Raw genomic sequence first — 26,230 nt, 5'->3', positions numbered from 1 at the left:
CATAAATAAAAAAAACCATAAACCTGGCTAGGTTGACCCCATGAAATTAATGTTGTCTTTAGGCTCGCTGTCGGCTAACAGTTTGCCTATCGAAAAAAAACAGCAAGTGCTGATCGATCTTGTGATCCGCACTTATCAGTCACACGAACGAACGGAGCTTTTTAAGGCAATTACAGACCATCGTAAAAACCAGCTGACCGCTCTCTTTCCTGAACATGCTAACAAAAGCTATTCCATTATCTTTGAGTTGATGGACTATCGTGACCTTATTGAGCGATATCCTAGCACCCTGTCCGAAGAAGCTGCTTTGCTTGAAAAAGTCGTTGGTCAGTGCTTTATGCATTGGCTGGACTTCTGGTGTGAGTGCGAGATTGCCGCTATTAAAGCGAAGTTTCCGTTGAAGGAAAACGAATCACCAGCTCCACGGCTTCTCTTTGAAGACAGTGCTTACTATGGTGCTCTAGTTGAGCGAGTAGAAGACACTCAACTTATGGTACAAATCCCAAGCCACCCGCAGGCAATGCCACTCAGTGATGCGATCACATTGAGTAATCTTGAGCTTTTTATACAAGGTGAAAAGTGGTACGAGATGCTGTCGCTATTGTCTTTGTCTCAAGTTGGTAAGCACTTCATCGTACTGAAACACCCAGATCAGGAGTCTTGCCCTACTCTGGTGGCTTCCGCGCTTATTCAGGATTGGTCTATTCGCGATACTTGGCTCAGCTACGCGCCACAGTTTAGTAATGAGCAGTGGAATTACTGCTTTCCTAGTTATGGCTACTCTGAATTTACGCGTTTACAGCTATTTACACCCTCAACACTGTTAAAATGTTACTCTCTCCCAGAATTTGATAACGAATTCAAGTTACAATTGTCTGATACACAAGCTGTTTGCGAAGTGTTGCGCCTGACCGTAAGTGGAAACGCTCAACAAAAACTCTACTTCCTCTACCTCGCTCAGAAAGAGTTGATGAGTGTATTGCATCAGACAGGTTACAAAATTGGCTTCACTATTATCGAGCAACCTTTCATGCTCAACTTTTATCGAGCTATCGATGCGAAGGCGTATTTCCATTCGGGATGCTGCGACTTAAATGACGATGGCAAACAGACTTACCGTGGATTCTGGAATTTTGAAATGATGGTCAAAGCGTTCAGTAACATCGACTTTCGTGGTTATAAACGTGCTGTTCGAGCGAGCAGAAAACGCGGTTCATTAGAAAGGGATGAGCATGTTTGATTTTAGCCTAGAGGCTATCGTCTACGCCAAAGCCATTACGCTTCTCGCGACCGTGGCTGTCGTCATGATGTGGCTCTTCTATTACTGCTATCGACTTAAGCAAAAAAAATGAAGTGATCTTTGGTACTCACCACGCAGCTTATATTGCGTACTCGGTGTGTATCATTGCGTGGATCAGCAGCAATGCTTATTTCCATACCGATTTACTGCCCGAGCTCGGAGCTTCGGCTGGCATGTTCATGGCTAAGTTTGCCAACCTCGCTTCCTTCTTCGCATTTGCTTTTGCCTACTATTTCTCATGCCAGTTAGCGGCGGAGCAACGCAAAGGCAAAGTACACCGATGGCAGCAAGGCATCTTTGTTTCATTAACTGTGTACTCGCTGTTTATCAATTTGCGTCCCGGTTTGACCGTAGAGCACGTCGATATTGTCGGCCCAAGTCAATTCGTCATCGAGTTTGGCCCGCATACCTCTTATTTCTTTATCGGCCTAGTTAGCTTTGTTGTTCTGACTCTCGTCAATCTTGTCGCCATGCGTACGAACAGCAGTAAGCTGACTCTAGCTAAGACCAACTACATGATCGCCGGTATCTTAGTGTTCATGCTTTCGACGGCAGTTATTCATCTTGGTATGACATACTTTATGGGAGATTTCTCGTTGACTTGGTTACCACCAGCCTTGTCGATAAGTGAAATGCTCTTTGTTGGTTATGCACTGCTGACCTCCCGCTTCTACAGCGTAAAGTACATTGCTTACCTCGCTCTTAGCGCGCTGCTGGTCTGTGCTATTTTCGTTCTGCCTTTAGGCGCAATATTTATCCCACTTACGGACAGTAATCAGTGGCTTATCGCCACACCTATCTGCGCCCTTATTGGTATTACTTGGCACCTTTTGTATAAAAAGGTCAGCCGATATGCATCGTTCTTGATATATGGCGACAAGAAAACACCAGTACAACAAATCTTGTCACTTGAAGAGGATTTTAAGCTCTCTATTGATGATGCGATGCGTCGTCTGGGTAAGCTGCTGCAAATTCCCAATGACAAACTACGCCTCGTAACCAGTAACTACAACGAAACCTTTTACGAAGAGTACCTTTCATCAAACCGCTCGGTGTTGGTGTTTGATGAACTCTCTGAAGAGCTCGAATACAAGGTATCGGCAAAGCGCTCAATGAAGGCGCTGTATGACAAAATGAGCTCAAACAACACCGCTTTGGTTATGCCGCTGTATGGGCAAGGTAAATCGGTTACGCACTTATTGGTTTCTCCCCACAAGAGCAACAACCAAATGTTCTCGAATGAGGAAATCTCAGCAGTTCAAACGTTGCTTACTCGAGTACAAAGTACCATTGAAGCGGATCGCCGTATTCGACAAAGCCGTGCGCTAGCTAACTCTATTGCTCACGAAATGCGTAACCCTCTCGCTCAAGTTCAGTTGCAATTTGAAGCATTGAAACAGCATATTGAGAATCATGCACCCGTTGAACAGATCAAACTAGATATTGAAAATGGCCAAGCCGCAATTCAGCGCGGTCGCCAACTCATCGATATCATTTTGCGAGAAGTGAGTGACAGCTCGCCAGAGCACGAACCTATCGCTATGACCTCGATTCATAAAGCCGTCGACCAAGCTGTCAGCCATTACGGTTTTGAAAATGAGAAAATCATCGAAAGGATTCGTCTGCCACAGCACACTGATTTTGTGGCAAAACTCAATGAGACCTTATTTAACTTTGTCATTTTCAATCTGATTCGTAACGCAATTTACTATTTTGACTCGTATCCAGACAGTCAAATTGAGATAAGCACGAAAACGGGCCCTTACGAGAATACGCTGATTTTCCGCGACACTGGCCCGGGTATCGATGAAACCATCTCTCACAAGATCTTTGACGACTTTTTCTCTTACCAAAAGAGCGGCGGCAGCGGCTTAGGTTTGGGCTACTGCCAGCGTGTAATGCGTTCTTTTGGCGGCAGAATTGAGTGTGAGTCTAAACTTGGCGAATTCACAGAATTTCATTTGTACTTCCCTGTTGTCCCGAATGCACCAAAAGCAGACACATTACGCACGCCTTACTTCAACGATTGGAAGCAAAATAAACGAAGTAATGAACATAAAGTCGCGTCCAACGTACAAATGAATAACCAAGCACCAACAGTGCTCATCGTCGACGATAAAGAGGTGCAACGTGCGCTGGTTCAAATGTATTTGAACCAACTTGGCGTCAACAGCTTACAAGCAAACAACGGTGAAAATGCCGTCGAAGTGTTTAAGACAAACCGCGTAGACTTGATTCTGATGGACGTACAAATGCCTGTTATGAATGGATTTGATGCAAGCCAAAGAATTAAAGAGCTGTCTCCTCAGACCCCGATTATCGCTCTATCAGGGGAGTCTGGAGAACGCGAATTAGACATGATCAATAAGCTAATGGACGGTAGGCTAGAAAAGCCAACAACGTTAAACGCTTTACGTCATGTTTTAGGAAACTGGTTGAACAAAGACACTGCATCGAGCTCTTTTGAAGCTGAGAGAGAATAGTTGGCACCTGATATGCATTGCTGAAGTACAAATCGAATTATCCATAGATTCAAGTCCTCTACAGGATGGAGGATCAGCTTGATAAGGAGTGAACATGATGCTTCATCGACACACATATTACGGCTTGATTCATCACGGTATCAAAACACTTTTGCTTGATCGCGTGGGTCATTACACAGAAGAAGAATACCACCAATATCTTAACCTAATGACCGGAAAGTCTACCTGCTTCACCATGTCACATGATGAGCTGGAAGCCACCGTTGATAACCTATTACGAGAGGGTTACCTCGAAGACGTCAAGACATTGATCACACGCTACCAAAGCGTCGCGTAACCGCTACACTCTCCCCAAAATTGCCGTCTTGATTACGGCAATTTTTGTTTCCACTACGCTATAAATGTTCACATTGCCTCAGATTTCGCTAGACTGTCCTCAACTCAACAACTAGGTAGTGTTTGCCTCATGAAGCAAATCCTTGATTTTATCCCTCTCATCGTCTTCTTCGCCCTATACAAGATGTACGATATATACGTTGCAACTGGCGCCCTGATCGTTGCGACTGCTATTCAAATTGTATTGACGTTCGCGCTATACAAAAAAGTCGAGAAAATGCAGCTGATCACCTTTGCTATGGTGGCCATCTTCGGCGGCATGACCATCTTCCTGCACGATGAAAACTTCATAAAATGGAAAGTGACCATCGTTTACGCAATCTTCGCGATTGGTTTAGCCGTAAGCCACGCAATGGGCAAATCGGCAATCAAAGGCATGCTAGGCAAAGAAATCACCTTACCCGATGCGATTTGGACCAAGATTAACTGGGCGTGGGTCGCCTTTTTCTCGTTCTGCGCTGGCTTGAATGTCTACGTTGCCTTCGAGCTTCCATTGGATGTTTGGGTGAACTTCAAGGTATTTGGTTTGTTGATTGCGACGTTCGCTTACATGATTGCAACGGGCTTCTACATCTACAAACACATGCCAAAAGAACAGAAAGAGCAAAAAGAGAACTCATCCGATGTATCGCTTGATGATTAAAAACTCAGTTTTGCTATAATTCGTTCATATTGATAATTCACAGCGACCTTTTAGGTCGCTGTTTTGTTCTTGCTGTCTGGGCTTTTGGCGTTGCCTTATTGCAACCCTCTCAGACTGCGTTGCTAGATTTAATGGATGTCAAAATGAGTCAGGAAATTCAATCCCCTCGCGGCCAACTGCTGCTTCGCACCCTTGCTATGCCTGCCGACACTAACGCCAATGGCGATATTTTCGGTGGCTGGATCATGTCTCAGCTCGATTTAGCGGGCGGTATTCTTGCTAAAGAAATCTCTTCTGGTCGAATCGTAACGGTATCAGTATCAAGCATCACCTTTAAAAAACCCGTTCGAGTCGGCGACGTTGTATGTTGTTACGGCGAATGTACCAAAATCGGCCGCACTTCTATGAGCATTGATCTTGAAGTCTGGGTGAAGCCAATCAAAGAGCACGGTATCGAAGATCGTTTCATGGTTTGTGATGCCACGTTCAACTACGTTGCGATTGATAGCGAAGGCAAACCACGCCCAATTCAGAAGTAACGAATAACTCAATAAAACAGAAATGCTAGGAAGAGTCTCACAATTTTTCATGTTTACTTGTGAGTGGCACAAAAAAGGCGTTAAATTAAGGCTTTACCCTACCAATTAAGGAACTATGCTATGTGGTACGTCATCTTTTCTCAGGACGTCGAGAATTCGCTGGAAAAACGTCTAAGTGTTCGCCCTCAACACCTTGAGCGCTTGCAACAACTTCAAGACGAAGGCCGCTTACTAACAGCAGGTCCAATGCCAGCCATCGACTCTGATAATCCGGGTGAAGCGGGCTTTACTGGCTCTACTGTCATAGCAGATTTTGCTTCTTTGGAAGAAGCCCAAGCCTGGGCAGATGCCGATCCATACATAGCGGCGGGTGTTTACGAAAATGTCATCGTAAAACCGTTCAAGAAAGTGTTTTAAGTTATGAAAAAATTACTGTGTCTCTTCCTCGCATTTGGTGCGTTAGCTGGTTGTTCATCAAATGATGATAAACAGCGCCAACTTGAGCTAATGGCTTCAAACCGTGCGGGTGTACTTTCAGCGGGCTTACCGCTTGAATACGGTCCACTTAAGATTTTACGTATCTCATCCAACAAAAATGTGGTTGAGATGATGATGATCTACAACGACGATGCGCTGGGTGCTAAGCCATTAAACCAAGTGGTAAATACCAGTATTTACACTTACTGCAATACACCAGCAGTGCGCGAACAGATTGATATGGGCTTGATGTACCGTATTAAGATCCGCAACTCTCGTGGCCAACTAATGGCGGATGAGTTGGTATCTGAACAAACTTGTACTGCAACTCAGCAGCCACAGTAATGCGCTTATTCGTTCATTAGAATGAGTAAAAAATCAGATAAGAAGAAAGCGAGGCTCAATGTCCTCGCTTTTTTATTTCCATTCGCTAGTAATCATTACGCGAGCTCAGTTCGTAACTTTTTCGCAGCCGAAACCAGATTCGCTAACGCAGCTTCTGTCTCAGCCCAGTTTCTCGTCTTCAAACCACAGTCTGGGTTCACCCATAAGCGCTCTACTGGCACCTTCTCTGCAGCCTTCTTCAACAGTGCTTCAATCCACTCTTGTGTTGGAATGTTCGGCGAGTGAATGTCGTAAACACCAGGGCCGATTTCGTTTGGATAATTAAACGCTTCAAACGCTTTGAGTAATTCCATGTTAGAACGAGACGTCTCGATAGTTATCACATCCGCATCCAAAGCCGCAACGGAGTCAATGATTTCGTTGAACTCGCTGTAGCACATGTGCGTGTGAATTTGCGTTTCAGGTTTTGCACTGGCTGCCGAGATCTTAAATGCATCCACTGCCCATTGTAGATAAGCGTCATGGTCACGCTTTTTAAGTGGTAAGCCCTCACGAATTGCAGGTTCGTCTATTTGAATGATATTGATACCTGCATCCTGTAGGTCTGACACTTCATCACGAAGTGCAAGCGCTAACTGTTCTGCAATTTCTTTACGAGTGATATCTTCACGCGGGAAGGTCCAGCAAAGAATTGTCACTGGCCCAGTCAGCATGCCTTTCATTTGTTTACAGGTCAGTGACTGTGCATAGGTTGACCATTCAACCGTGATCGGTTTTTCGCGCTCAATGTCCGCGACTACAATGGCAGGTTTTACACAACGAGAGCCATAGCTTTGTACCCAGCCGAATTTAGTGGTTTGGAATCCAGCCAAGTTTTCTGCAAAATACTCCACCATATCGTTACGTTCAGCTTCACCATGAACCAAGACATCAAGGTCTAGCGCTTCTTGACGCTTAACAGCATCAGCGATGTGCCCTTTCAACGCTTGGTTATAATCCGTTTCTGAAAGCTTACCTGTTCTGTAAGCACAGCGCTGAACTCGAATCTCTCCGGTTTGGGGGAATGAGCCAATGGTCGTGGTTGGTAACAATGGTAATCCAAGTACCTCAGCTTGATGGGCGGCACGCTCTGCATAAGGAGCGCTGCGTTGAGTGAGTGGCGCCGTAATGCTATTGAGTCGCTCTTGCACGTGTGGCTTGTTCACATGAGTCGCCGTCTTGCGATCCTGAATAGGTTGGCTGTAGGTATCACAAGCTAGAATCGCATTATGGTCTCCGTCTAATGCACGGCCAAGCAACACCACTTCCGTGACTTTTTGTTTAGCGAACGCAAACCAGCTTTTGACTTCATCACTCAATGCTGGCTCTAAGTCTAAATCAACCGGGCTATGTAATAGAGAACAAGAGCTCGCGACCCAAAGTCTGTCACCTAGGCGTTCTTTTACAGACTGCAAACGCGCAAGCTGGGTGCTTAAGTCCGAACGCCAAACATTACGACCGTTCACGACACCAGCCGACAACACCCAATGTTCTGGTAGCTTAGCAATCACCTCATCCAATTGCTCTGGCGAAGCCGATAGATCAATGTGTAAGCCATCGACATTTAATTCGGCAATCTTATCGAGTGTTTCACTTACCGAATCAAAGTAAGTGGTCAGGAGGACTTTTACATCGCTGCGAATCACTTGATAAGCCAATTTGAACGCGTCAGCCCACTTGTCTTCAAGTTCGAGTGAAAGAATTGGCTCATCAATTTGTACCCATTCCACACCTTGGCTTGCCAACTTAGAAAGGATCGTTTGGTAGGCTGTCAATAATCTAGGTAGCAGGGTAAGGCGATCAAATCCCTCTTCCACTTCCTTGCCTAGATAGAGATAACTGAGTGGGCCAAGCAGTACAGGCTTTACTTTATGCCCCGCTTTGATTGCTTCGTTCACTTCCTCAAACAACTGCGGCCAACTGACTTCAAATGCGTCGTCCTTGCTGAACTCAGGCACAATGTAATGGTAATTGGTGTTAAACCATTTCGTCATGTCTGACGCCGCAGCACCTGCACAACCGCACCCCGACTGAGACTGACCGCGGCCAACTTTAAATAAAGTGTCTAAATCCGGGAATCCGTTGGCGTGGCGCTTTGGTATGTGTCCTAGGAGTAATGTGGTAGTTAAAACATGATCGTACCAAGCAAAATCGCCAGCAGTTGCAAAGCTCAAACCTGCTTCCGTTTGTGTGTTCCAGTTTTTCTCGCGCAGTCCAGCCCCGAACTGTTTAAGTTCAGCTTGATCGATCTCGCCTCGCCAGTATTTCTCTAGTGCAAATTTGAGTTCACGTTTTTCTCCAATGCGTGGATAACCAAGAATATGCGTTGTCGTAGCCATGTCCGTATTCCTTATTCTGTGTCTGATATTGAGGTCAGTACATCGGGAATAAAATTCACCAAGATGTCTGGATGGCTAAAACTATCTCTCTCACGCATAGATTGGACAACATCCAATTATTCAACTTGTTTATTAAAAAATTTCATATTGAGCGATCTCACTCGCACTAGATTAAAACAAATAGACGTCTAGACGTTTACATATCCACTTTTTCTCGTTAAGTTAATAAAGCTCATGGCAGATACATAAGGATGAAAGGGATTCATGATAGAGTTGAAACACTTACGTACCCTCACCTCGTTAAGAGATACAGGGTCACTCACTGCGACCGCGACGGCATTGCACTTAACGCAATCCGCCCTTTCACACCAAATCAAAGACCTTGAATCTCGTATTGGCGGACAGCTATTTTTACGAAAAACCCGCCCGGTAAAGTTCACGTCTGAAGGCGAAATCTTGCTTCGTCTCGCCGATGAAGTGTTGCCAAAACTCGCCAGAGCCGAAAACGAACTTGCCAGCCTCAAAGAAGATGTAAATGGCCGTTTGCATATGGCGATAGAATGTCACTCTTGTTTCCAATGGCTGATGCCTGCCCTTAAGGAATATCAACTCACTTGGCCAAGTGTCACGCTTGATTTCTCCTCTGGTTTTGGTTTTGAACCGCTTCCCGCTTTACTTGCTGGGGAATTGGATTTGGTCATCACATCCGACATACAACCGCGCTCTGAAGTGCACTATGAGCCACTCTTTGATTTCGAAATGCGTCTGATTACTTCCACTAGTCATCCGTTAGCCGACAAAGACATCATTGAGCCAAACGATCTGGCTGACCAAACCATGCTTTCCTACCCAGTTCAGAAGCAAAGGTTGGATGTAGTAAAACACTTCTTGCAACCTGCGGGAATTGAACCTGCCAAATGGAAACAGGCAGACAATACCCTAATGCTGGTGCAAATGGTGTCGGCGGGTTTGGGCGTAGCGGCATTGCCAAATTGGGCGATATCGGAATTTTCTCGCCAAGGGCTGATCACAAGTAAACCTTTTGGTGATGGATTATGGCGTCGCTTGTTTGCTGCAACACGAAACTCGGAAAAAGATAAGCGTTACTTACAAGCCTTCTTTGCAACCGCACGCCAACAATGCAAAAGCCACCTTGACGGCATCAAGATGGCTTAGAAAATTCGGAAAGAGAGACGAGATTAGCGTTCGTAAGATTTGAATTGATTGGTGAGTGGGTCATATTGGTAACCAAGCATATCAAGCTTGCCCACCACCGATTCCACATCCATCTCATACATGGAAACCAGTTCTTCAAAGCTGTCGCACTCTAAGCGCAGCTTTTCATTAACGATACCCAGCAAGATAATGCTGTCCCAGTTACTCACATTGCTTAAGTCCATAGCGACACTCCTCTAAAACAAGGTATTCGACCTCAATTCTGTTGAGCACATGCGTCTTGGCGCGCTCTAAACGAATAGAGGCTGTATTTAAAGCGTAGACTTAATCTAATGATTTGAAAGTGAGCTCGATCTAAATCCCGAGCTCACCAATAGGAATTCTGACAGGAGTGTTATGCTAAAGGGCTTACGCACCTAGCTGAAATAGACCTTGAAGGCTAGTCATTGAAGCAAGTGCAAGCAGTAGTGCCGCTGCTAACTGAACTTTGTTCGGTGCTTTATGAGTAAAGATATGCCAGCACCAAACCACAATTGCCATGATCAGCATCGCCAGTGATGCCAAGATATGCTGCGTGACCGAATTTAGTGTCGCTTCATCCAATTGATAAGCGGAAAACAAAGTCATCACCACCAACAACATCCCCGATACCACACCGGTCACAGGTAAAATACGGTGGAAAGCTTGCAGACGGCTACGTGCAATAACCAGAAGCAGTTGAGCAAATGCCGCACCTAAGAAGAAGATCATCAGCGCCATCGAAGCCGAAGCTGCCCAATGCGGTTGCTCGAACACTTGAATGCTCACATAAGCAAACGCCAAACCGTTAGCAAGGTGCAGCGCCCACAACGGACCTTTTTCACGAGTCTTTTTAGTTTGAACTTGAGAGTAGAAATAGAAGATCGCGAACACGACCATAAAGGCTTCAATACGCAATGAAGCCACTGCTAACCAAAGAATACCAATTGATGGCAACATCTTGTGCAAACGACCACGTTGACCCGGACAGATATCGCCTTTAATCAAAAGCAAAGTCAACAGCGCTTGCGCGCCAAACAGCATTGGAGGAAAAGTTAACAGCAGTTGTTGAATCATGTTGAATGCAAACTCAAAAGTCATTTTGGGGTGGCGATAATAGCAAATCGCCTACCGCCAAACCACCTAAACCCAATATGGCTTTTAGTTATTACTCATGGGTAAGCATACATTAGAGTGAAGCCAAATAACCCAGCACATCCTCTTGAGTCAGCAAGCCACGATACTCGTTTTGCGAGCCACATAAAATCCATGGGAATTTGACCCTCGCTTTAACTAAGGCTTTCACTTCTGATACCGGTAAGCTCGCATCCACTCGTTCGAACTCCGTATTCATCACTTGGTTAACTGGACGCTTCCAGATACGGTTCTCTCGCTCCGATTCCAGATCCGTCCCCATCGCGGGTGTTAAATGCAAATTGATCTGCTCCTTAGTCATCAAACCAACACAATGCTTTTCATTGATCACAACTAAGGGCGCATCGGGGCTAAGGTTCATGTATTCAACCGCTAGTGACAAAGGCTCGCCAGGATCTAAACGCCTCACATCACGATGGCTGAGTGAGAGCAGCGATTCATCATGATTAGGTTTCACCACTATCCCATCAAACAACGACTTGTGGCATTGCGGCTTATCCAATAAAACCAGAGGAACCGCTTGAGAGAACAAGTACCCTTGCATGTAATCAACACCAACGTTGGCTAGCACTTTCAATTCCTGTTCCGACTCAACGCCCTCAGCGACCACCTTTACATTGAGCTTATGGGCCAGCTCAGTCATCATCTTAACGATGTTGAATTTCGTGCTGCCTTCTTCGATGTTCTTAACAAATTTGCGGTCAATCTTGATCAGATCAAAATGCCCTTTCTCCAAGTAAGAAAATGAGGAGTAACCAGTACCAAAATCATCAATTGCTATCTTGATGCCCTGTCCGCGCAACTCCTCCAACGCTACCGTATGCTCTTGGTCTTGCTCAAAATACGCCGTTTCTGTCAGTTCAATCGTAATTCGACTCGGGTCCACATCACTCTCAGAAATTAAGTCTAAAGAACTTTGCAGGACTTGGAGAGCGTCTAATTTGGTATTCAACGAGCGATTGATGGTTAAGCCAACATCTTCGCCGTAAATCTTTTGGATATGAGTTAATTGCTTCAGTGCTTTCCGACAGACCACATCATCCAAGGCGGCAATCAATTCAAGATCTTCCACCATCGCAATCATTTCCTGCGTATCGTAGGTTTTATTTTGATGATAAAAACGCGCTAACGCCTCAAACTTCACCACTTTCCCACTACGAGTCTCAATGATAGGTTGGTAATAAACATCGACAAGTTGACTCTCAATTTGCGCTCTCAAAAATGCTTCAAGATGGGAACGCTTGACCAACTCATCGTGCAATTCACTGTTATAAAAACTGAAGTAATTTTGGTCATCAGACCGAGAAGAGATCATCGCTTGCGCGGCGTGGACTAATGCATGCTTGGGATTGTCAGTATCGTAACCCAGTACTGATATCCCGGTTTGCCCCTCAATAATGACATCATGCATACTCGAACCCAACTCACTCCTTAATTCCACAAAAAAGCCTCTCAATGCAATTTGAATCAATCTCAAAGGGCTGAGCCATTGGCAACGAGGCGTCTGCAAACAGACGGCGAAAATATCTTTAGATAACTGACCCACAATACTCGCGTGGCGACTTCGCATTAAAAAATCAGCGAACCCAAGTTGCTGTTCAAGCGCCGTTTTTTCCGAGAAACAGGGGCGCAGAGCCATAACAATGCTCAAGTCTTTGTTACTGTTTTCTCGTGCTAAATTTCCAAGCTGAGTTTCAAACTCATCACGTGGAGGCAAAAAGGCAGAATATTGTTGGGTTTGCTCGCCCGCTTTCTTCATCCAAAGCAGAGAAGCAGAAATATCCGTCGAAACGCCAAGATACAGGGTTCGACCAGACGTAAAGTTAAGACGATAAATACACAAATGGTGCGCTTGATGGTTTCCTTTTGAAGTGCGACTTAATAAGTTACCGCTCCAGTAGCCTGCTTGGTCAATCTGCTCCCACATGTCGTCGTAGAAAGCTTGACTATGATGGTCCGAGCTAAAAATGTTGGTTTTCAAACCGATGATATCGCGATTTTCGTACCCCATCTGTTGCTCAAAAGCCCGATTACAACCCAGAATTCGAGTATCTTGGTCAGCAATCAATATCCCCACATTGGGCAAGTCAAAAATGGTTTCGAGGATTTTCGCCAATTCCTCACTGCCAGTGATCGTCAATTGAGGAATGACGGTACCTTGAACAATGTGATCATTCAGGCGCTCAAAGCTCATATCGACGTGAACGAGCATGGCTTCGTTTGACATTAAGCAACAAGACAAGTTGCCATGTCCTCCATGACGCTCTATCTGAGCAATTTTTTCTCTTGCAGCGTCCTGTTGCCCTAACAACATATGCTCCAGCAATTCATCCAACCCGCTAATCGGTTTCTTTAAACCAAATGCGGACATCATGCCCTTTTGGTCACATTCAAATTCTCGGGTCTGGATATCGTAAGACCAATCGATAACTTGAGAATGACCGGATGCGGGCTGCACTTCTCCTTGTGCAATAGACACTAATTCACTCATAACCTAGCCCCCTGTTTGTATCAGCCATGACTACGAATATTGATTACCCACGGTGTCGCCTGATTTTGCTGTAGTTTTATGATTGCAAAGTGATCAAACACCATTTGGAACGTCGATACGCTCGGTCAATATTCAAAGTCAAAATGACGTGTGCATTAGCATGCACTTAATTAAATTATAGAAAGAGTTTCTGATAAGCACACTGTTGCTCAACAATAAATTTTCATCGTCTGCAAAGCCAATAACCATAAGGCTTTGAAGGACATAACGTAGTAAAAACCACCAGCCTAATTGCGAGTTATTTTCATCTAGCAATAAAACTTACTGAACTAAGCTTGATATGGGGACTTGGGTATAGATACCTGATTATCAAATCGCTATAATTCGCGCTCCCTGGAACAGAGAGCAAAATATGACCAACGACATTACTCCTATTCATGAGTACAAAAAATACTGGGCTGAGTGTTTTGGTACGGCACCTTTCTTGCCGACCAGCCGCAAAGAAATGGACGCCCTAGGATGGGATAGTTGTGACATTATCATTGTCACGGGTGACGCGTATGTAGACCACCCGAGCTTTGGTATGGCGATCATTGGTCGTCTTCTGGAAGCACAAGGCTTCCGTGTCGGTATCATTGCTCAACCAGAATGGAACAACAAAGATGCTTTCATGCAGCTTGGTAAGCCAAATCTGTTCTTCGGGATCACCGCGGGTAATATGGACTCCATGATCAACCGTTACACAGCGGACAAAAAGCTTCGTCACGATGATGCGTACACACCAAACAACGAAGGCGGTAAACGTCCTGATCGTGCAACCTTGGTGTATTCACAGCGTTGTCGTGAGGCCTACAAAGGCACGCCTATTGTTCTTGGTGGTATCGAAGCAAGTTTGCGTCGTGTGGCTCACTACGATTACTGGTCAGACAAAGTTCGTCGCTCTGTGCTGTTCGATGCGAAAGCGGACATTCTTCTTTTTGGTAACGCTGAGCGTGCCCTAGTAGAAGTTGCACATCGTCTTGCAGATGGCGAAGACATCTCGACCATGACCAACATTCGCGGTACTGCTGTTAACCTGCCAGCAGAGCCAGAAGGTTACACCGTTATCGATTCTTCTCGTATTGAGAAACCTCGTAAAGAAGCGTTCGTACCAAAGAACCCTTACGAAGTGGAAACTCAGTGCGATACCAAAAAAGAAGAGCCTGTTGCACAGCCAATCACGATTCGCCCATCACGTCATGATGCAGCGAACACAGCTGTGCGCCTACCAGCCTTCGAAAAACTGCACAACGACCGCATTCTTTATGCGCATGCCAGCCGCGTACTGCACTTAGAAACCAACCCATATTCGGGTCGTGCTCTACTGCAACGTCATGGTGACCGTGAACTTTGGGTAAACCAAGCGCCAATCCCTCTGACTACAGAAGAGATGGATTACGTATTCGGCCTATCGTACGCGCGTGTTCCTCACCCTATGTATGGCAAAGCAAAGATCCCTGCTTACGACATGATCAAAACCTCGGTTAACATCATGCGTGGCTGTTTTGGTGGCTGTTCTTTCTGTTCAATTACTGAGCACGAAGGCCGTATCATTCAAAACCGTTCACAAGAATCCATCATCAATGAGTTGGAGGAAATCCGCGACAAAGTGCCTGGCTTTACCGGTACGATTTCTGACTTGGGTGGTCCAACGGCAAACATGTACCGTCTTGGCTGTAGCGATCCAAAAGCAGAAGCAAACTGTCGTCGCCCTTCTTGTGTGTTCCCGGGTATCTGTAACAAGCTAAACACGGACCACAAGCACACCATCGATCTTTACCGTGCAGCGCGTAAAGTAGAAGGCGTGAAGAAAGTCATGATCGCATCTGGCGTACGTTACGACCTTGCGATTGAATCACCGGAATACGTGAAAGAGCTTGTGACCCACCACGTAGGCGGTTACCTGAAAATTGCTCCTGAGCATACCGAGAAAGGCCCACTGGATCTGATGATGAAGCCGGGCATGGGCACTTACGATCGCTTTAAAGAGATGTTTGAGAAGTACAGCGCGGAAGCAGGTAAAAAACAATACCTGATCCCTTACTTCATCTCTGCGCACCCAGGTACAGAAGACGAAGACATGCTGAACTTGGCACTATGGCTTAAGAAGAACAACTTCGAATGTGACCAAGTACAGAACTTCTATCCATCGCCAATGTGTAACGCAACGTCGATGTACTATTCAGAGACTAACCCTCTGAAACGCGTAAAGTACAAGCAACGTGAAGATGTGCCAGTGGCAAAAGGTGAACGTCAACGTCGTCTGCATAAAGCCCTACTTCGCTACCACGACCCAGCGAACTGGCCAATGATCCGCGAAGCGCTGATCAACATGGGTAAAAAACACCTGATTGGTGATAAGCCAAACTGTCTGGTTCCAGCAGAAGACATTGATGCGCAAACTCCAGCACAACGTCGTAAGTCTGGCCGTCACGGTGCAAACCGTTTTGCGACCAAGCATACCAAGAACCAACCGGGCTTCGGTGGTCACTTGAACAAACGCTCTGAAGGTGGCTCACGCGACGGCAAGCCATCTGGCAACCGCAACGGTTCAGGTAAAGCGCAAGGCGGACAAAACGGCCAAGGTCGTGGCCACCAAAACCGCGGTAATGGTGGCGCAAATGGTCAGCGTCCTAACTCGGGCTCTCGACCAGGCGGTAACAACCAAAACCGTTCAAACGGCGCAGGTTCACAAGGTCAAGGTCGTCCTCAAGGTCAACGCAAACCGAAGCGCCGTTAATTCAATAGAGCTTGAACAGTACACTTTAATAGAAAAAAGGGCTTCAGGGGTAACTCTGAAGCCCTTTTTTTTGTCTTTCGTTTATAAGTATCACTGCGACGCCGTAAAGAACTTCACACTAGAAACCCAATCGTCATAAAGCAGCCTTTTTGGAGCATCATGTTATGTCTTTCTATAATCGTAGTGAGGTAAGCAAGCACTTGATGTCTAGCCATCTATTGAGAGCAGGAACACTAATGAGTGAATTAACGCAATATTGACATAATTGATCTAAATCAATTTTACTGTGTTTCGCATAAGCAAAATAGGAAGTATAAGTATGTCAAACAAGAACTATGTAACCATCTTAATGCTGCTTTGCGCATTTTCCACGAGCGCGAGTGCAGAAAACAAAGACGACATTGATAACATAAAAAATAAAATCGGCGATATCCAAGATAGCATCTCTCAATCGCAAGATACCATGCAATTCGTTAGATCGGTTTCCGGCTCAACCTTTGTACCAGAACCTAAACACAGTAAAGATATGCCTTCTTACAGTTACTTCACGATAGAGAGCTACGACATATTCAGCAGCCCTTCTGGCAAGCGTATGATTCAAGCCGTTATCACCAACAACTCAGGCGGTGGTATTAAGCTCAAGACATCTCAAATCAAAGCATACTTTGGTGGCCAAGTGTACTTATCCCCTTCTTCGATTGAGCAGGACGATAAATTCGCTCAGGGAGAAACAAAATCCGTCACTTTGCATTTTGATGAGAATAGCGCTTCTATCCTTGGTTTAATGACTAGAAACTACTAAGCGATTTTGGGGCTCAAGCTTTTCTCTAACAATCGATAGCAGCTAGGCTGATGCACTATCCTTTTAAGTCATCAGCTTCTCCTAAAACTATGCTAGAAACAGATACTAAAAAGGGCTCCAGAGTTAACTCTGGAGCCCTTTTGTTTTGTCAGAATGAACTTGGATAACTAACTTATTTCGCCACGTTACCTGCAACGTTCAGTGCATCCCAAGTACGTGCGAATGGTGGTGCGTAACAGAAGTCCATGTAGCCTAGTTGCTGTGTTGTCATCTTCGCAGTGATAGCGACGGCTAGCGCGTTGATTCGGCCTACAGCGCCCTTCTTGCCCACGATTTCTCCACCAAGCAATACATTGGTTTCTGGGTGGTAAACCAGCTTCACTTTAATGTCTTCTTGACCTGGGTAGTAGTCAGTTTGGTTCTTATCTGAAATGGTTGAAACCTTCACTTCCAAACCGTGTTCTTTAGCTAGAAGTTCCGATACGCCTGTGCATGCCAGTTCGTAGTCCAGCACTTTCAAGCAAGACGAGCCCAAGAAGCCACTCATGTAAGTGTCTTTGCCAGCTAGTTTGTCAGCCATCATGCGCGCTTGCTTGTTCGCTGTGGTTGCCAGTGGAACATACACTGATTTACCTAGAGCCATGTGGTGAACCACTGCACAGTCGCCAGCAGCGTAAATGTGTGCATCTTCTGTTGCGCCAAACTCATCCACTAACAATGCGCCGTTCGCTGCTTTTGGTAACTCGAATGCTTCTGTGTTTGGTTTAAAACCAAGTGACATGATCACGACGTCTGCTTCCACATTGCCGTTGTCGGTTTCTACGATGTAACCGCCCTGCTCTGCGTCGCGAATGGCTGATACGCTGCAACCAGTTTTAAGCTCAGCGCCAGATTCACGAATCGCGCCTTCTACCACTTCAATCATTTCTGGGCTGAACTGACGACTCATCACGTGTTGTTCACGCTCAATGATGGTGACGTGTTTACCTAGTAGGTGCGCTGCATCGAACACTTCAAGGCCGATAAAGCCGCCGCCGATAACGCAAACGCGTTGTTTGTCGATGTCCTTAAGCGCTTCTTTTACTGCCAAGCCATCTTCCATGCTGGTTAGCGTGTATACGTGCGCAGGGTTAAACTCGCCAAACGATGGCACGATTGGGCGTGCGCCCGTGGCAATCACCAACATATCGTAATCGATGGTGCTTTCTTCACCTTGGTGACGAACTTTAATCTGCTTTTCAGTGCGGTCTAGTGCCACCATTTCGGTTTCAATGCGCACGTCTAAACCAGATTTAATCGCTTGCTCTGGCGTACGGGAAATCATGCGCTCAGTGTCATCAAACATACCACCAGCAAAGTAAGGTAAACCACACGCACCAAACGAGATGTAATCGCGCTTATCGAGCACAATCACTTCATCTGATGGCTGATTACGTTTGTATTTCGCTGCGAAACTCATACCTGCAGCGCTACCGCCTACGACAACAACTTTCATATTTATTACCTAAATAACCTGAACTCAGGAAAAACGGAGAGCACCCGTGTTGGGTGCTCTTTATTAAGTTTGGAAATTACACCGCTGCTTCTTTTGTTACTGTTGCAGCAACATCAGCGTTGTATTGCTCAGTGTTTAATGAGCCATTCTTCTTCGCGGTTAGTACACCTGACAACATTGAGCCAGAGATGTTAAGCGCGGTACGAGCCATGTCGATTAGCGCTTCGATAGAAACCAGAATCGCCACAACCGTAATGTCTAGACCCATGATAGTCAGCACCGCTACTGCTGCGAACGTTGCGCCGCCACCAACACCTGCGATACCGAATGAAGCAATCGCAATTACAGCAATCAGTTGTACGATGAAGCCTAGGTCAACTGGCATACCCATTACTTGAGCCGCCATGATAGCTAGCATTGCTGGGTAGATACCCGCACAACCGTTCTGACCGATACTGGTACCGAATGTTGCTGACATGTTTGCTGTTTCTTCGTCCACACCTAGACGTTGAGTTTGAGTTTCAACGTTTAGTGGGATTGCAGCCATGCTTGAGCGAGAACCGAAGCCGAACACGAGTACTGGCCAAATTTTCTTCATGAACTTCGCAGGAGACAGACCGAACATAGACACCATCACGAAGTGGATAGCGAACATTACACCGATTGCCACGTAGCTTGCTAGTAGGAAGCGACCCATTTCTGCTAGTGCGAACAAATCGTTTGTCATCATGAACGTGGTCATCAGAGCAAATACACCGTAAGGCGTCAGCTTCAGGATCTCACGTACCATTGAAAGTACTACTTCTTTTGCAGAGTTGATGAAATCAACGAAGTTTTGCACTTTCTCAGGCTTACGGTTTTTCACTTGCAGGATACAGTAACCAAGGAACATACCGAACAATACTGTTGATAGTGTTGAAGTACGCTCAGAGCCCGTTAGCATGTCGAAGATGTTAGTTGGGATGATTGACAGCGCCATACCTGACAGACCGCTGCTCGCCATTGCATCTTGCGTCGCTACTAGTGCATCACCACGAGCTTCAATCGCACCGTTGGTACCAATTGTGCTCACTAGTGCGTTTGCATCGATACCGAATAGGTAAATACTTGCGATGCCCACTGCCGCAGAGATAGCACAAGTGAAAAGTAGAATACCGATGATTTTTGGTGCGATACGTGAAAGTGCACCGCCGCCTTCTACGTTCATGATCGAAGAGATCATCGCCACAAATACTAGTGGGATTACGATCATTTGTAGAAGCTTGATGTAGCCTTTACCGAACACAGAAATCAGTTCAGCAAAACCTGCCGTTGCAACGTTGCCAACACCGAATACGAGTTGAATCGCACCGCCGAATAACAGACCAGCAGCAAGCGCACTCAGTACGCGGAAGTTAAAGCTTTTCTTTTGTTTTTTGAAGTTCGCAAGTAATGCGTAGAACCCAAAGAACAGGATGCTCAATCCAATAAATGAAACGCTCATGAGAATCTCCTATTGATACCCATTTATGTCCGAAAATCGGTTATTTTTTGTATGCAATGGCTTCAACTTCAACCAATGCGTCTTTTGGTAGTCTTGCTGCTTCAACACAAGATCGAGCTGGTGCGTTTTCTGTACCAAATACTTCTGTGTACACTTCGTTAAATGCGGCGAAGTTTTCCATATCTGATAGGAAGCATGTTGTCTTCAATACTGTATCTAGGCCCGCACCGCTTGCTTCTAGAACCGCTTTTAAGTTCTCCAGAGACTGACGAGCTTGCTCTTTGATACCGCCTTCAACAAACTGCATGGTTTCTGGAACCAGTGGTAGTTGGCCTGATGTGTAAACCATTTCGCCGTAAGCCGTACCTTGAGAGTAAGGACCGATAGCTGCTGGTGCTTGCTGCGTGGCAATGATCTGTTTCACAATGTAACTCCTAAGTTATTAACTTTATTCTGATTTAAATTCACGGATAAACTTGTAAACCGCCTGACGGCTGATCCCAAGTTGCTCTGATACTTGTGTTGTCGTCTCTTTAAGCTCGAATACGCCGTTATCAAACAGGCAGCGAATGATGGCTTTGTTACGACCTTTTGCTGAAATCGTCTCGTCTTGATCCACTTCTTTTGTCGCTGCACTCAACGCTTGCTTGATAACATCATTGGCGTTGTTGCTGAACGTTTCGCTAACTAGGGTTTGCGATACATTGCATTGCGGCATCAGTGTTTTAACGATTTCAGGGAATGGGAAAGATAAGTTCATGTTGATACACAGCATGCCTATCGGCTTTTGCTCTGGACCAGCCAAAATACACGTGGTCGATTTCAGTAGCGAGCCATCGGCTGCATTAGTGAAATAACTCTTCGGAGAGACCTCGCCCGTTTTCTCGAATGTGCTCCACATACGTAGACCCAAATCGGTGATAGGCGAGCCAATTTCGCGGCCAGTGTGGTGGCCATTCACGATCTTCACGACTGAATTTTCTAAGCTTTCAAATGAATGAATAACCACTTCACAGTACGGTCCGATCAAATCGGCAATCGTGTCTGCTAAACGAAAGTAGTTGCTTAAACATTCTCTGTCTTCGTCGGTGAATCGAACTTGCTTTACACTCATCATTTCGGTTTACATTTTTGAACTCAATGACTGAAAAGTACTCCTTTCGAGTTAGTTGAGCAATACAGAGTAAACTTCTGTAAACCTAAAAAATGCGCTTAAAACACCGTCAAAAATCGAATAATTGATCGAAATCACGCACAATAGTTGAGCACGATCACCAAAAACATATGAATTGGGTTTAATTTCTTAAACCTCATCAAAGTTTAAATATTTAAAACCAAAGATTGCATTTTTGAACACTTTAATGATCTAGAACAAGTTCCAAAACCCAGTAAAAACCGCATACGGTAATCATCGATTTGAAGCGCAACTTGATTTATAAAATCGACGTCAATTACAGCACTCTCAAAAACGCATTAGATGAATAAAACATCACCATCACCAGCGACTTAAATTCCATTCCATGCCTATAAGACGAAATAAGATTGGAAAAGACGCAGTGATTAAGGAAAAAGTTGAAATAGAAGAAATTGAGAAGAAAAAGCCGAGCAAGTGGAAACCCGACTTGAAGTACATTAAGCGTTGATTAGAAATGTGTTGAATTAAACAAAGGTGACGCGATGCATCTTCCTTGGTTGGTCCCCATAATCGATGACCGCGTAATGTTGAGTGCAACGATTATCCCAAATCGCTACAGAGCCTGGTTGCCACTTAAACCGAACTTGATATTCAGGCTGACGAGCAATCGCAAACAATTCGTTTAACAGCTGCTTACCTTCCATATGCCCCACTTCATTGATATGACGAGTAAACTGCTCATTAATAAATAGGGTTTCCTTGCCCGTTTCCGGGTGTATTTTTATCACTGGGTGCACAACGGGTGGATGTAGATGAGAAACTTCAAGCAGTCGATGATGCCAATCAAGCTCAATATCTTCCTCAGCAATCTCTTCAAAGGCAGTAAGAGAATGGGTTGCAGACAACTGTCTTAACTTCGTTTTCATCGTATTGTCGAGCGCATCAAAAACGGCAGTCATAGAAACCCAAATCGTATCTCCGCCAGTATTCGGGACGTGTTGAGCATGCAGAATCGCCCCTTTAGAAGGCTGCTCTCTCCAAGTTAAATCGGTATGCCAGTAACTCTCGAGTGGCGCATTGCCTTTGGTGGTTTCAATAATACTGACTTGAGGCGAGGACGCGACGTTGGGAAAGAAGGGATGAGCAGGCTCCAATTCCCCAAAGTACTGAGCAAGTTCTAACTGCTGCTCAGGCGACATAGTTTGACCATCAAAAAAGATAACTTGATGCTCGATTAAGGCTTGATAAATCGCTTCCAGATCTTCTGCATTGCAGTTGGCCAAATCTATGCCATGAATACGCGCACCGATATGCGGAGTGATTGGCTCAATCTCTATCATTACAACTCTCTTGATGTTGATTCTTATCAGACTACAAAGACCATAGCATGCCCGAATTACTTTCAAGCCACTTTTTATCTGCACAATTTAATTCAAAAATCGACGACCGAATGATACACCGACCTGTAGCCACGTTGATGACATAACAGAACACCAATCGATCCCCGTTTCAAATGGCCTGAAGCAATCAAATGGCCCGAAGTAATCAAATGGGAATGAGGCTACATGACTCGGTTCATTCAACGTTCAGTTCGAGACTGAAAGTTATTGCGGTTATCGACTTAGGCACAACTCAGTGCCTAAGCCTCATATTTAAAACTGTTCGCTGTTAAGCATCTCCCAATATTGATTCAACACTTGAATATCATCGGCACGTTCTACAGCTTTCGGGTGGCTCTCTCTGATGAAGTCGATATTTTCCTTCACTGCTGGGTAGGATAAAACCTCGCGCTCTTTCAAGATAGAGGGTTGGATCGCAACGCCAGAGGTGTCCAGATCTTCAATTGAATCTGGTTTATTTTTCATCCACATCTTCTTCATTAACACTGCCGCTTTGACCATACCGGAACGACCATCTCCTAGTGCACAGTGGACCAACACAATTCCATTGTTTTCATCGATCAAATCTACAATGCGAGTAACGATATTATCGATTTGTATACTCGTTGGCTGTGTGTTTGCTTGAACAGAGAAAAAGTCTTTTATGTACGTAGTCCGGTTCGAAATGTAGTCGATACCTTTTGCTGATAACTGCTTTTTCAGAGCAACGATTTCGCCTGATGACATACCTGAGTCTAGAGAAATCAAAGCCGACACATTTTTCGCTTTCAAGTTCTCCGCAAAATTTACCAGCCGAGCACCAGTCGAGTAATTCTTATTTGGTCTGCCAATCGAACCCAAACTTTCATTTGCGTGAATATTTATATTTTGAATTGCCTTTTTTTCTCCCGCAGCAGAGACTGCTGTTCGCTTGGTAAACACAGGCTTGTGAGAAGGCTTTAACTTATACTTTGCAGGAGTTCCGTTACTATAATTCGTATTTCCCCAATCTACCTGAGTAGGTACCGTGCCGAACTTCTTTAACTTGACCTCAACAGGTATGCCTAACTTTGAGGCGGCAATAAATCGATGCTGACCATCTAAAATATGAATCCTACCGGTTTTGGGCGCCCTCCAACCGGTAATACTCACAGGTTCATCAGCTTGTCTTACTATCGCGATCTTCTCATCAATAATAGATGGGAACACCTCTGGCTGCGCTGGCAGTGGGATAGAATCATCTAGGACACGCTTGCCTACGGGCCCTTTCCCGTTGTAACACCAGTCAACCGTCTCGAGAATAACGCTGTCGGTTCCTAAGCCAAAAGCCTTATTGACGGTGGCGCTACCCGCTCCCCCGCTCAAACCAAGCGTTTGTATCTTCTGTAATCGCTCTCTTGTTTCTTTCATCACTTGATAAGAGTGAATTTCTTTGAGCCTCGTTTTTATCTCGTTGATGCGGTTATTGGGTATCACCTTTGATCTTCGCAACAAATTATCTGATATGTCCTCGGCCACCGCTCTCAAGAACGCATTCTTAGAAACTCTTACTAATCTGATATTTTTGATAACTGAAGATGAAATCAAACTCGAAATTTTTACGTTTATCGCCCGAGCCAAAGGTGCAAAAACCGGAATGAAATCATAAACAAGTGCGATCGCGTCTATCAGAATCGATTCTGCATCAGACACATTAAACTCGTAGCCCGGATCGTTAATAACCTTACCTGCGAATTGAAAGAATGGCAGCTTCTCGCTCAATGATATTTCGACCAAACTCTGAGAGTAATACAACTCTTTCATCTCAATAGCTTTATCCTTCAGGGAAAGACCAAACTCTTTTTCTACCAGATTATTGAGAACATATTCTTCTTGGAAATCGACGACCGGTATCCCCTGCTTTTTAAAAGCATGGGCAATAAGGTTGAACTTAAGCATGGTAGATTCCTGTATCGCATCCCATGCATAGTTACTGAACCTATGATTCCTAAGTAGAAAAGGTTCAGGATCTTTTATCGATTTAAGGAATAAAGTAGAAATATCAAATACATCAAGTAGTTGCTTAAATTGGTCATAATTAACGCTTTTCCAGTTTTCATCGCTTCGAGGTAATAGTGATATGAAGTCTTGAATAGCTTGCATATGCTTTTCACGATTTAAATACATAACCTGATGCTGAAAGTTCAAAGTACTAACTAAAACATATTGACCTTTACTGTCTTGTGCTAATACCAATCGTCCACTTGCACCTAAATGTGTTTGCAGCATGAATATAGCGGGCTTTATAGCGAGAGAAATCGCTTCGGCTGTTGGTGATGACATAAAAGAATGAACAAAAAGAGCCAGGAAAGCCTTAATGCTTTCATCTGCATTCGGAAACTTTTCATTCACTAATTGAAAGACATCTGCCATTTTTTCAGCTTTGCTTTCTATATAATCATCTAGGATGTTACTTATCGCTTCCTCACTATAGAATGGGAGTATAAGATCCAGTGACGCAATCACTTTAACTGTATCTTTCAAGAGAGTTGGCGATAAATTTAGATTTTCAATTAATTTACTCGTATCTTCATGCACCTGACTCGTTTTATATAATAAAAATTGTTCATAATAAGATTTATCCGCGTCAAAGTGCTCCCTTGGTTTTAGTGATTCAATTTTAAGCTTGGAATCCGTTGTATTTGAGCCTAAATCAGTAACCAAAGATATTACTTTCAATAAAGTTGAAACTTCATTTAAAACATCGATATTTTTTGATGACTCATAGACATTCACACTATCAAAATCACCTTCTTCTCCGGTGATGATAGCCTTAGTATTAACCACTCTATATTTTAAAGGTGAATTTTCTTCATATTCACTGTCAATGAGCACTTTTAAAGGCACATTATTGGTAATCAGAACCTTTTCTATCTCGCTATCGGTTCCAGTCACGGGGGCATTTATATCGCTGTTCATCTGAAATATTACAGCATGAGCCTTGTCATAAATGTCTCGCTCGACCCCTCGCGAACATTTTTGATAAATTTCAATTTCACTCTGAGTGTCAATGAGAACTTGCTTAATGTCACTTTCTTTTAGGCTTTCAGTTAAGTTTCGCCCTAAAATCCTTTGAACAATCTTCTCACTTTTTTTCTTTATTTCTTTTGAGTCTAACTGACTAGACCAACTGTCACCAATAGTTACCTCTTCTTTAATGACCTTCCCATGCAAAATATCTATTATTATTTGTTTTTCTGATTTCATGAAAACATGAAACAATGCATTTTCCAATCTTGAAATAACATTAACCTTTTCTGAAGTCAGCCTATTAACATAATGAGTTATCTTTTCACCATACAAAATACCACTATCTTGATCGAAGCATTCCTGAAGGTGATTAATATAAACCATAGCTCTTGATAGAGTCGATTTAACGGCTAAGTTTCTGGATTTATTGTTGTTATCATACCTATCACTCACCACGGAAAATATACTTCCGACCATATTCTTAATATATTTAATCGAGTTTAACTCATCAATTATACTAATGATAAGATCTCTTCTAGAGTAATACTCATCTTTTAGGACAAGAACCTTTTCTTCTCTTATTCCTTCGTTAATTAGTTCTAGCACTTGAGATAAGCGAGATATCTTAGAATAAATATCCGTCTCATCGTTATAAATATCATCAATTACTTTTATGGTTATTTCTTTATAATCTTTTGTAAATTGCATCGTTTCTAATATTACTTTGGTGTTTTTTCTTTTAGCAGG

The 26,230-nt window shown here is 44.3% G+C and carries 19 protein-coding genes and 1 pseudogene; 10 read left to right on the top strand and 10 right to left on the bottom strand.

Annotated features, from left to right (window positions below; translation table 11 throughout):
* Window positions 1-40: 40 nt before the first annotated feature.
* From luxM to KHO06_RS06875, 7 genes and pseudogenes are all read left to right on the top strand, one after another.
* Window positions 41-1,240: an acyl-homoserine-lactone synthase LuxM gene (gene luxM / locus KHO06_RS06905; protein ID WP_086369164.1), complete on the top strand. Its 1,200-nt coding sequence runs from the start codon at window positions 41-43 to the stop codon at window positions 1,238-1,240.
* Window positions 1,233-3,783, top strand: a pseudogene (locus KHO06_RS06900) (hybrid sensor histidine kinase/response regulator). Before luxM ends, KHO06_RS06900 begins: the two are co-directional and overlap by 8 nt.
* 94 nt (window positions 3,784-3,877) lie before the next feature.
* Window positions 3,878-4,120, top strand: coding sequence for a hypothetical protein (locus KHO06_RS06895; protein WP_045369252.1), 243 nt, complete (start codon window positions 3,878-3,880; stop codon window positions 4,118-4,120).
* 129 nt (window positions 4,121-4,249) lie between these two features.
* Window positions 4,250-4,822 carry a septation protein A gene (locus KHO06_RS06890; RefSeq protein ID WP_038889956.1) on the top strand — a complete coding sequence of 191 codons (573 nt, stop codon included), beginning with the start codon at window positions 4,250-4,252 and terminating at the stop codon, window positions 4,820-4,822.
* Between the two features lie 143 nt (window positions 4,823-4,965).
* Window positions 4,966-5,361: an acyl-CoA thioester hydrolase YciA gene (gene yciA / locus KHO06_RS06885; protein ID WP_010649449.1), complete on the top strand. Its 396-nt coding sequence runs from the start codon at window positions 4,966-4,968 to the stop codon at window positions 5,359-5,361.
* A gap of 120 nt (window positions 5,362-5,481) precedes the next feature.
* Window positions 5,482-5,778, top strand: a complete 297-nt coding sequence (locus tag KHO06_RS06880) for a YciI family protein (protein ID WP_005430936.1) — start codon at window positions 5,482-5,484, stop codon at window positions 5,776-5,778.
* 3 nt (window positions 5,779-5,781) lie between these two features.
* The gene (locus KHO06_RS06875; protein ID WP_038889955.1) at window positions 5,782-6,183 is read left to right on the top strand and encodes a GspS/AspS pilotin family protein; all 402 of its coding nucleotides are present in this window, start codon (window positions 5,782-5,784) and stop codon (window positions 6,181-6,183) included.
* A gap of 95 nt (window positions 6,184-6,278) precedes the next feature.
* Here the strand turns inward: KHO06_RS06875 and metE are convergent, their stop codons facing one another.
* Window positions 6,279-8,561: a 5-methyltetrahydropteroyltriglutamate--homocysteine S-methyltransferase gene (gene metE / locus KHO06_RS06870; RefSeq protein WP_212582297.1), complete on the bottom strand. Its 2,283-nt coding sequence runs from the start codon at window positions 8,559-8,561 to the stop codon at window positions 6,279-6,281.
* Between the two features lie 264 nt (window positions 8,562-8,825).
* Here metE and metR point away from each other — a divergent pair, with 264 nt between their 5' ends.
* Window positions 8,826-9,737 carry an HTH-type transcriptional regulator MetR gene (gene metR, locus KHO06_RS06865; protein WP_010649441.1) on the top strand — a complete coding sequence of 304 codons (912 nt, stop codon included), beginning with the start codon at window positions 8,826-8,828 and terminating at the stop codon, window positions 9,735-9,737.
* 23 nt (window positions 9,738-9,760) lie between these two features.
* Here metR and KHO06_RS06860 read toward each other — a convergent pair whose 3' ends face one another.
* The 3 genes from KHO06_RS06860 to KHO06_RS06850 form a co-directional block, all read right to left on the bottom strand.
* Window positions 9,761-9,961, bottom strand: a complete 201-nt coding sequence (locus KHO06_RS06860; protein WP_005445023.1) for a DUF4250 domain-containing protein — start codon at window positions 9,959-9,961, stop codon at window positions 9,761-9,763.
* Window positions 9,962-10,145: 184 nt separating this feature from the next.
* Window positions 10,146-10,856 carry a hypothetical protein gene (locus KHO06_RS06855; protein WP_012128355.1) on the bottom strand — a complete coding sequence of 237 codons (711 nt, stop codon included), beginning with the start codon at window positions 10,854-10,856 and terminating at the stop codon, window positions 10,146-10,148.
* Window positions 10,857-10,944: 88 nt separating this feature from the next.
* Window positions 10,945-13,401, bottom strand: coding sequence for an EAL domain-containing protein (locus KHO06_RS06850; protein ID WP_212582296.1), 2,457 nt, complete (start codon window positions 13,399-13,401; stop codon window positions 10,945-10,947).
* A 412-nt stretch (window positions 13,402-13,813) separates the two neighbouring features.
* Here KHO06_RS06850 and KHO06_RS06845 point away from each other — a divergent pair, with 412 nt between their 5' ends.
* Both KHO06_RS06845 and KHO06_RS06840 read left to right on the top strand, forming a co-directional pair.
* A complete protein-coding gene (locus KHO06_RS06845; protein WP_212582295.1) occupies window positions 13,814-16,180 on the top strand; it encodes a YgiQ family radical SAM protein in 2,367 nt (788 codons plus the stop codon).
* Between the two features lie 319 nt (window positions 16,181-16,499).
* Window positions 16,500-16,982 (top strand): hypothetical protein, encoded by a 483-nt coding sequence (locus KHO06_RS06840; protein WP_005431038.1) that lies wholly within the window; start codon window positions 16,500-16,502, stop codon window positions 16,980-16,982.
* A gap of 172 nt (window positions 16,983-17,154) precedes the next feature.
* Here the strand turns inward: KHO06_RS06840 and KHO06_RS06835 are convergent, their stop codons facing one another.
* The 6 genes from KHO06_RS06835 to KHO06_RS06810 all read right to left on the bottom strand — a co-directional run bounded on the left by KHO06_RS06835 (window position 17,155) and on the right by KHO06_RS06810 (window position 26,191).
* Entirely contained in the window at window positions 17,155-18,477 is a 1,323-nt protein-coding gene (locus KHO06_RS06835; protein WP_212582294.1) for a CoA-disulfide reductase, read from the bottom strand.
* Between the two features lie 76 nt (window positions 18,478-18,553).
* A complete protein-coding gene (locus KHO06_RS06830; RefSeq protein WP_012128363.1) occupies window positions 18,554-19,960 on the bottom strand; it encodes a cation:dicarboxylase symporter family transporter in 1,407 nt (468 codons plus the stop codon).
* Between the two features lie 40 nt (window positions 19,961-20,000).
* Window positions 20,001-20,384 (bottom strand): RidA family protein, encoded by a 384-nt coding sequence (locus tag KHO06_RS06825; RefSeq protein WP_005431102.1) that lies wholly within the window; start codon window positions 20,382-20,384, stop codon window positions 20,001-20,003.
* 24 nt (window positions 20,385-20,408) lie between these two features.
* Window positions 20,409-21,077: a PAS domain-containing protein gene (locus KHO06_RS06820; protein ID WP_005431136.1), complete on the bottom strand. Its 669-nt coding sequence runs from the start codon at window positions 21,075-21,077 to the stop codon at window positions 20,409-20,411.
* Between the two features lie 542 nt (window positions 21,078-21,619).
* On the bottom strand, window positions 21,620-22,435 hold the full coding sequence (locus KHO06_RS06815; RefSeq protein ID WP_212582293.1) for a TauD/TfdA family dioxygenase: 816 nt from the start codon (window positions 22,433-22,435) through the stop codon (window positions 21,620-21,622).
* Between the two features lie 312 nt (window positions 22,436-22,747).
* Window positions 22,748-26,191, bottom strand: a complete 3,444-nt coding sequence (locus KHO06_RS06810) for a dual specificity protein phosphatase family protein (protein WP_244858386.1) — start codon at window positions 26,189-26,191, stop codon at window positions 22,748-22,750.
* Between the last annotated feature and the right edge of the window lie 39 nt (window positions 26,192-26,230).

It is taken from the genome of Vibrio sp. B1FIG11 (assembly GCF_905175335.1).
Classification (GTDB): Bacteria; Pseudomonadota; Gammaproteobacteria; order Enterobacterales; family Vibrionaceae; genus Vibrio; species Vibrio campbellii.
The sequence above is the reverse complement of the archived record's forward strand: the minus strand, read 5'-3'. Positions and strand labels throughout refer to the sequence as shown.